General features: G+C 36.8%; 4 protein-coding genes and 1 tRNA gene. All 5 read left to right on the top strand.

Annotated elements, in window-relative coordinates; translation table 11 throughout:
* The first annotated feature begins 156 nt into the window (after nucleotides 1-156).
* The 5 genes from V7K79_RS05980 to gltX all read left to right on the top strand — a co-directional run bounded on the left by V7K79_RS05980 (nucleotide 157) and on the right by gltX (nucleotide 6,671).
* Nucleotides 157-1,341, top strand: a complete 1,185-nt coding sequence (locus V7K79_RS05980; RefSeq protein ID WP_335045609.1) for an esterase-like activity of phytase family protein — start codon at nucleotides 157-159, stop codon at nucleotides 1,339-1,341.
* A 324-nt stretch (nucleotides 1,342-1,665) separates the two neighbouring features.
* Nucleotides 1,666-3,288, top strand: coding sequence for a serine/threonine protein kinase (locus tag V7K79_RS05975; protein WP_335045607.1), 1,623 nt, complete (start codon nucleotides 1,666-1,668; stop codon nucleotides 3,286-3,288).
* A 101-nt stretch (nucleotides 3,289-3,389) separates the two neighbouring features.
* Complete coding sequence (locus V7K79_RS05970; RefSeq protein WP_335045605.1) at nucleotides 3,390-4,916, top strand: serine/threonine protein kinase; 1,527 nt, start codon at nucleotides 3,390-3,392, stop codon at nucleotides 4,914-4,916.
* Nucleotides 4,917-5,025: 109 nt separating this feature from the next.
* Nucleotides 5,026-5,099, top strand: a tRNA-Asp gene (locus tag V7K79_RS05965).
* Between the two features lie 126 nt (nucleotides 5,100-5,225).
* Nucleotides 5,226-6,671, top strand: a complete 1,446-nt coding sequence (gene gltX, locus V7K79_RS05960) for a glutamate--tRNA ligase (RefSeq protein WP_335045603.1) — start codon at nucleotides 5,226-5,228, stop codon at nucleotides 6,669-6,671.
* Nucleotides 6,672-6,678: the final 7 nt, after the last annotated feature.

Here is a 6,678-nt window from a genome sequence, read left to right as displayed (position 1 = left end):
GTGGATGTTTGAATGGTTCATTCAACACACTACCTTTGATTTTGCCACCCTTCAGATGTACGGGATTTGTTCAAAACTCAAATAGGATTCCTATAGTATCATTACTATTTCAGTGTTATCTTGTTTATTATTTTCAAAATTTAGCAATACTTTTTCATGCAGTTCATTAAAAAATTCTTTGTATTCCCACGAATTCTTTACTTTTTAATCCCGATTTTAATTATTAGCTTCGTATTCACAAACTTTGCATCAAATGGTATTGAAGTCAGTAGCATAGAATTTATTGGGGAAGCCACCTTACCGAAAGGTCTAATATTCCAAAAAACTGAAGTCGGAGGTTTATCTGGAATTACATATAATGCCAAAAATAACCTTTATTACACTATTTCCGACGACCGTGGTCAAAAATCTGCTACTCGTTTCTACACCTTGAAAATCGACTTGAGCAAAGGTTTACTAGAAAAAAATGGAATTATTCCAGTCAGTGTTACTACATTATTAAATGAAACTGATCAAACATTTCGCCCTGGTGAAACTGATACAGAAGGTATTGCATTAACTAATAAAGCAACTGTATTTATTTCTTCTGAAGGTGACGCGGCAAAATTAATTAATTCTTTTATTAAAGAGTTCTCCCTATCTTCTGGCAAAGAACTTTTCACACTTCCCATCCCAAACAAATTTTTGCCAGATAAAACTAGTCAACAGGGTATCCGCAACAATTTAGCTTTTGAAAGTCTCACCATCACACCCGATAACAAGCATCTATTCACAGCCACCGAAAATGCTCTAATTCAAGATGGGGTCGCCGCTAAACCTAATATCGGTAGTCCTTGCCGAATTTTGCAATACAACTTGCTCAACAATCAGCCAGAAAGGGAATTTCTTTATGAAACTGAACCAGTTACACCATTTTTGAATCTGATTGGCAAATTCGCTAGTGGATTACCTGATTTACTTGCTCTCGATAATCAAGGGCACTTCATAAGTTTAGAACGGTCTTTCACTGGTTTAGGATTTGCTATTTCGCTGTTTCAGGTTTCTTTAGAAGAAGCCGATGATATTCATAATATTAATAGCCTTCTAGCAGTTGATTTAAAAAATATTAAACCAGTTAATAAAAAACTGTTGTTAGATTTGAGAAAACTAGATGTACTCCTAGACAACATCGAAGGCTTAACTCTTGGCCCTAAACTACCCGATGGGCAGCAATCATTAATTCTCATTAGTGATAACAATTTCAATTCTCTACAACGCACCCAGATACTAGCCTTTAAAATTAAAATTGAAAATTCGCTAATTAGATTATTACATCGGTTACTCCCAAATCTTAACTTTTAACTATATAGAGATAAAATTGCGTAGGCATAGCCCGTCGTAAACATCGCGGGTTGACTGCTATTTAGTTATTCCTGATTATTCCTGTGTATTCACTGAATCTACTAAGTAACTTTATCTGGCTTATTTATAGTTTACGTGTAATTTCTCAACCGTAATTATTAATAAATATGTTACATAATGTTTAGTAGCTTTTGCAGAGAGCTTAAGTATATTTACAGCATATAATTAATTTTCTCAAACTCGGATATTTCTTAGATTTAAATTTAATAATTAGCTAAAATTATGAAAGTATTTTCTCAATAAAGTTTTTTGTAAATGATTTTTATGTCAGAAAATAAAATTGATACTATGGTAGGGCAAAAAGTAGAATTAGACGATTACATCGGACAATTTTTAAACAATCGCTATTTAATCAGAGATTTGATTGGCAAAGGCGGGATGGGTAGAGTTTATCTAGCAGAAGATACTGCTAAAGGCGGTATGCCGATCGCAATCAAAATCTTATCACTTAGTTTATCAAATCAACAAATGTGCCAACGTTTTGCCAGAGAGATTTTTATTGGCGCTCAATTAGGTCGCAAAAGTAAACATATTGTTCGCATTTTAAGTTATGGAGTTACTGAGGATAAAACTCCATTTTATGTAATGGAATGTCTTCAAGGAAAAAATCTCAAACAAATTCTAAAAATTCAGCCTTTAACAATATCGAAGTTTTTAGAAATTTCTAATCAAATTTGTTTAGGTTTACAATGTGCCCATCAAGGTATCAGCCTTAAAGGAGAGATTTATCCTATTGTTCACAGAGATATTAAACCAGAAAATATATTTATTGCTGAAGATAGTAAAAAAGGTGAAACTGTTAAAATACTAGATTTTGGTATTGCCAAGTTTTTAACAGAGCGAAGTGGTATGACCTTAACAGATTCTTTTATTGGTAGTTTACCTTACTGTTCTCCAGAACACATGGAAGGGCGTAAACTGCTAGATGTCCGCTCTGATATTTATAGTTTAGGAGTACTAATGTTTGAGATGCTAACAGGGAAACATCCATTTCAAACAAAAAGTAACTCTTTTGGTACTTGGTATCAAGCTCATCGCTTTCAGATGCCACCGACAGTTGAAGAAGTAAATCCGCAAGTTAAAATACCAGAAATATTGCAAAAAATATTAATGAGTTGTTTAGCTAAAGAAGTAAGCGATCGCCCTCAGAATATTAACCAAATATTAGAAGATTTAGAAAAAGTTAACGCTCAAGTTAACAATGTTATTCCTAGCAATAGTAGTGACATTATTAAAGTCTCACTTCCAGTTCAATTAGTACCCGTAACTTTACTATCAGAAAAAGAGTGTTTGCAGAAAAATTGGCCTAAAAATAAACCAATTGCACCAATTGGATTTCCTCATTTACTACAGACTGCTCAAAAACCTATACCAACTTTTTGGGCAATGTTGCCCAAACAAGAGATTGCAAAATTTTTGGATAAAATACATAGTACTGAATTTATTAGCAAAATGAATGTATACCCGATGCTACTGTGGGTAACAATACTATATGATATGCAATCTTCTACGACTAAGTGGTTACCTTATTTTTTGGATCTAAAAGATAATAAAGGTCAAAAAATAGCGCATAGTTTAGCAGAATTAGGCTACTATCATTTACTATTTTTCCCCTTAGAAGAGCCAACTCATTGCTCTCATGTAACAACTTTAAATCTTACAGCTAAACAGCGTCAACAACTTGTAGATTGGTTAGATATGAGTCAAAGTTCAAATGAATCAATTTTGCCTAGTCAAGCCAAAAATATTCTAAAAATAGAGTACGAAAAGCTGAAATCAGATATATTACGAAACTTAGTCACACATCAAAAATCTGAGACAGATGGTTTAAAAACTTGGATGATTAAATTTTTGGAAATATTTTTAAAACTACTATTACGTCGTTGAAAGTCTGCCATTTAAATCAAAATGCTTGCCACCATTACCTAATAATATTTTTATATATTTATTGCTAACTTTAAATGGACTCAGTATCAGAGGTGAACAAAGTGAATAAAAGCCCATTTACATCTCCAAGTAGTACGGGCTTGCTTGCCAATCGTTATCAACTCAAACAATTAATTGGTAGCGGTGGCATGGGTGAAGTTTTTTTAGCAAATGATGTTTTGTTAGGAGGTATACCAGTTGCTATCAAGTTTTTGACTCAAACTGTTGTTAATACCAAGATGCAACAAGACTTTGCTCGTGAAGCTTTAATGAGTGCAGCCTTGAGTCAAAAGAGCGTACATATAGTGCGGGCGTATGATTATGGTGTGAATGAGAAAGGAAAACCATACTACGTTATGGAATATCTATGTGGCAAGAATTTAAAGGATTTAATTCCACTACCTCTACCCATGTTTTTGACTCTCTCTCGTCAAATCTGTTTGGGCTTACAGTGTGCCCATCAAGGTATCAACATTGATGGCAAAATTTGTCCGTTAGTTCATCGAGATATCAAGCCTGCCAATATATTAGTTATTCCCGATCCGATATTGGGCCAGTTAGTTAAAATTCTTGATTTTGGTATTGCTAGATTTTTAAATTATGCATCAACAGCTAGTACAAGTAGCGGATTTAATGGCACTTTACCCTATTGTTCTCCTGAACAATTAGATGGAGAAAAATTAGATAGTTGTTCTGATATTTACAGCCTGGGTGTAATGATGTTTGAGATGCTCACAGGCAAAAAACCTTGGCAACCAGAAACTGATTACTTTGGTGCTTGGTATAAAGCACATCATTTTGAAACACCAAAAACGATCGCTGATGTTAAACCTAATCTTAAAATACCTCACAAGCTAAATAATTTAATTATGGCTTGTCTAGCTAAGAAAGCAAGCGATCGCCCTCAAAATATCGCTGAGATTTTACAAGTATTAAATAGTTTAGAACAGTCTAGTTGTGCTAGTTTTCCTCCAAATTTCGCCTCTAACTCCAGCCTTGACAGTCCCTTAAGTTTTGCATTACCAATCACAGCAGAACAAAGCTATCGCCAACTTTTGTGGCCTCAAAATAAACCCATTCAAGAAATTGTTTTTCCCCAGCTTATAGACACTCCACAAGGATCTATAACAGCGCTATGGTTGATGTTGTCTAAACAAGAAATCAAAAACTATACGGTTTCTACCCGTTACAACCAGTTTATCTTCATTACATCCCCCCACCCAATGTTGTTGTGGGTAACTGTACTCTATAATCAACAATTTCCTCCTAAGTGGCTACCATGCTATTTAAATATGCAAAATCCCCAAAATCTGAGGATGGTAAATTTCCTGGCTGAAAATGAACAATATCCTTTGATTTTCTTTACTCTGGAAGCACCACATTCCTGCATCAAGGTTCTCAGCAGTCGCATTGAGTTAACTCAGCGGCAAATGTTGAAAACTTGGGTGCAACAGAGCCATCGTCTACCACCTGCTTCTCAACCCCAATTGAGCAAACAGCTATTGAAACAGCAGTATAAACAAATGCAATCTCGAATATTGCAGCATTTAGAATCAGAGCCACAGGTTGTATTATCACGGTCTTTTTAATGAATAATTCGTATCTAAAAGATACAGAGCAAAACAATTCCTAATTCCTAACTCCCAAACACTTGACAAGTAGGAAAAAAATAGTGATAATAGCAAAGTTGCCAAACAAGGGACTGTAGTTCAATTGGTTAGAGCACCGCCCTGTCACGGCGGAAGTTGCGGGTTCGAGCCCCGTCAGTCCCGTTTTAAATTTAGAAGTAGCATATCACCGAATTTAGATGGTAGTGAATTTTGAATTAGCTAAAGAGGCTGATTCAGAGTTTAAATATAAGCTACATTTATCATGCTTTGCAAAAGAGAGAATTAACTGTGACTGTTAGAGTCCGTATTGCGCCGAGTCCAACCGGAAATTTACATATTGGTACAGCTAGAACGGCTGTATTCAACTGGTTATTTGCCCGTCACTACGGCGGGAAGTTTATACTGCGAATAGAAGATACAGATTTAGAGCGATCGCGTCCCGAATACACCGACAATATTCTTGAAGGATTGCGTTGGCTAGGACTTAACTGGGATGAAGGGCCATTTTACCAATCCCAACGCCTGGATCTTTATAAAGAAGCAGTAGAAAAACTGTTAAATCGAGGATTAGCCTATCGCTGCTACACTACTTCCGAAGAACTAGAAGCGCTTCGAGAAGCTCAAAAAGCTAGAGGCGAAGCACCCCGCTATGACAACCGTCACCGCAACCTCACCCCAGAACAACGCGCCGCTTTTGAAGCAGAAGGTCGCTCCTCTGTGATTCGCTTTAAAATCGAAGACGATCGCGAAATTGTCTGGAACGATTTAGTCAGGGGAAAAATGTCTTGGCGAGGTAGCGATTTAGGTGGTGATATGGTCATCGCCCGCGCCTCAGAAGAAAGTAGCGGTCAACCTTTATACAACTTTGTGGTTGTAGTGGATGACATAGATATGCAAATCACTCATGTCATTCGCGGAGAAGACCACATCGCCAACACCGCCAAGCAAATTTTGCTATATGAAGCAATGGGTGCAAAAATTCCAGAGTTTTCTCATACGCCATTGATTTTGAATATGGAAGGGCGCAAGCTTTCTAAGCGAGATGGTGTAACTTCCATTTCTGACTTTAAGCAAATGGGCTTTATTGCTGAAGGCTTGGTAAATTACATGACATTGCTGGGTTGGTCGCCACCAGACTCGACGCAAGAAATATTTACTTTAGAAACAGCAGCTAAAGAATTTGGTTTTGAGCGTGTAAATAAAGCAGGTGCAAAGTTTGACTGGGACAAGCTGGATTGGTTAAACAGTCAGTATATCCACAACACACCAATAGATAAACTTACAGATTTACTCATCCCCTATTGGGAAGCGGCTGGGTATAAATTTGATGGTGGAAGAGAACGTTCCTGGTTAGAACAGCTAGTAACTTTAATTAGTCAGAGTTTGACTCGCCTGGTAGATGGAGTAGCTCAAAGCCAACTGTTTTTTAGCGATACAGTTGAATTTAGCGAAGAAGGCAGTACACAACTGAAGCAAGAAGGTTCTACTGCTGTTCTGGAAGCGATTGTCACAGCTTTAGAAAATCAACCGCAACTGTCAGAAGCCGCCGCTCAGGAGATTATTAAACAAGTTGTCAAAGAGCAGAAAGTCAAAAAAGGCTTAGTGATGCGATCGCTCCGAGCAGCTTTAACTGGAGATGTTCATGGCCCCGACTTAATCCAATCTTGGTTATTACTAAATCAGATTGGTTTAGATAAGCCGCGCTTGAGTCGGGCGATAACGGAAGCTAAGTAGCGATCGC

The sequence above is a fragment of the Nostoc sp. genome (genome assembly GCF_036917575.1).
Lineage (GTDB): Bacteria > Cyanobacteriota > Cyanobacteriia > Cyanobacteriales > Nostocaceae > Nostoc.
This window is presented reverse-complemented; position numbering and strand designations above follow the sequence as displayed.

Bases quoted from the DNA above. Each gene is read 5' to 3' on its own strand.
- V7K79_RS05980 (WP_335045609.1), top strand. From the start codon at position 157: ATGCAGTTCATTAAAAAATTCTTTGTATTCCCACGAATTCTTTACTTT.
- V7K79_RS05975 (WP_335045607.1), top strand. From the start codon at position 1,666: ATGTCAGAAAATAAAATTGATACTATGGTAGGGCAAAAAGTAGAATTA.